1 protein-coding gene and 1 pseudogene are annotated in these 1715 nt (G+C 68.6%); both read right to left on the minus strand.

Translation table 11 applies throughout. The features are described 5' to 3' along the window. Positions 1-396 precede the first annotated feature (396 nt). The gene (locus C5O18_RS09145) at positions 397-1491 is read right to left on the minus strand and encodes a YheT family hydrolase (protein WP_105193304.1); all 1095 of its coding nucleotides are present in this window, start codon (positions 1489-1491) and stop codon (positions 397-399) included. Next, a pseudogene (locus C5O18_RS10530) lies at positions 1488-1715 on the minus strand (hypothetical protein); the annotation flags it as partial. The pseudogene C5O18_RS10530 and the gene C5O18_RS09145, both read right to left, overlap by 4 nt.

Genomic DNA, 1715 nt, shown 5'->3' on the forward strand with positions numbered 1-1715 from the left:
ACCGGGAGTGCGTGCACAGCGTCAAATACCGGATTGCCAAATCCGCCAATCAGCTGCCTGTGCTGGCGCAGAACCTGATTCCCGGCATCGAGGTGGGCAGCCGGCATCGCAGCTCCTGGCCTGAATGGTTCGAGCCGGAAACGCTGACGCCAAGGCGCTGATCCGACCGGGGACAGACCGGGCACCGGTCTGCTGCGACAAAATGCCGCGGAGGACTGCGCCATCAAGTGTCCGCTGGCTGCCCCTCAGACGCGCACAGCCCCCATACAGGAAAGAGGGTCCTGCTGCTCCGGTAGAAGAAATTCGGGGAACAGCGCTCGGATCCCAGATCCATCTTCTGTTTTTTGATGGTCTTGAACCAGCTCAGGTCGATATCCGGCGCCCCGGCCGGTACGCTCAGGCCATGTCCTGCATGACGCGGAAATACGCCCCCATGAGCCGCCCGGACCAGGAGCGCGCCGACCAGCCCTCGTAGTGCGCGCAGTGGCTGCCCTCGGCGGTGGTCACCAGGATCACGTCCGGCATCTGGCGCATGCCGTCCAGCCAGGGGCTGATGTTGCCGATGCGGCAGACCGGGTCGTCCTCGGCGTTGAGCAGCATCACCGGCGTGCGTATGCCGTGGAAGACATGCATGGGGTTGCTGGCGCGGTCATAGGCCTCGTAGCTGTCGTGTCCGGCCAGCTCGTACAGGTTGCGGTGGAACTCGGCCAGGTCAGCCGCCGCCTGCAGGCGCGCGGTCGTGCCCAGGTGCGCGATGCGCCCGAGGTTGGGGGTGATGAACTGGCGCACCAGCTTCTTCGCCATCATGCGGCTGTAGAACGGCTGCACCCGGTCGAAGCCGGCGTCGGTGTCATAGCCCGGGCAGTAGGCAAATGCCGCCCGGAACGGCGAGGCCTCGCCCTCCTCGCCGAGATAGCGCGCGAGCAGGCCGGAACCCGCCGACGAACCGACGCCGTACAGCGGCGACGCCGGAAAGCGCGCGCGGATGGCCCGCAGCTGCTCGCGCAGGTCATCGGTGCAACCGAGGATGTTCAGGCGCGGCGTCAGCAGCGGCAGATCGGCGTGGCCGCGCCGCAGGCAGAGCACGACGCGCCAGCCGGTGGCGGCGCGCAGGTCGCGCACCAGCTCGGCCATGCTGTCCGGACTGCCGGTGATGGTGTGCAGCACCACGACGGTGGGCGTCTCCGGCGGCAGCTCGTGACCGCTCCAGAGCAGCGCGGTCTGTCCGCCATCACGCATGGCCAGGCTGTCGCGGCGGTCATAGAGCAGGCCGGCGCGCTGGCGCTTCTTCTCCGAATCCTTGCGCAGGCTGTGGAAGATCAGCTGCGCGTGCTCGTTGAACAGCCACGGCGTGGGGCGGAAGGCGTCATGCAGCTGCGGCAGCGCCGCCACCACCCGACGGTTGCGGTCGTTGTCGTGGCAGTGCACCTGCGGGCGCCGGTCCGCCGGCTGGCGCCCGGTGATGGCATGGCGTGGTGTGGCAACCGTCATGGGTCATCTCCCCCGAATGTCGTGGCGGTGTGGCGGACGTGGCCGGCCAGCGCCTCCGCCCAGGCGGAATAGGCGGCATCGCCAGGATGGAAGCCGTCGCTGGCTGTCGTCAATCCGTCCAGCCCGAAGCGTACCAGCGCGCAGCGCGGATTCAGCCCGGCCTGCACCGCCAGCACCTCGTTGAAGTGACGCGCGCGGCTGCCCAGGTAGGCGCGCAGCGGCTG

The organism is Amnimonas aquatica (assembly GCF_002943415.1).
Lineage (GTDB): Bacteria > Pseudomonadota > Gammaproteobacteria > Pseudomonadales > Moraxellaceae > Perlucidibaca > Perlucidibaca aquatica_A.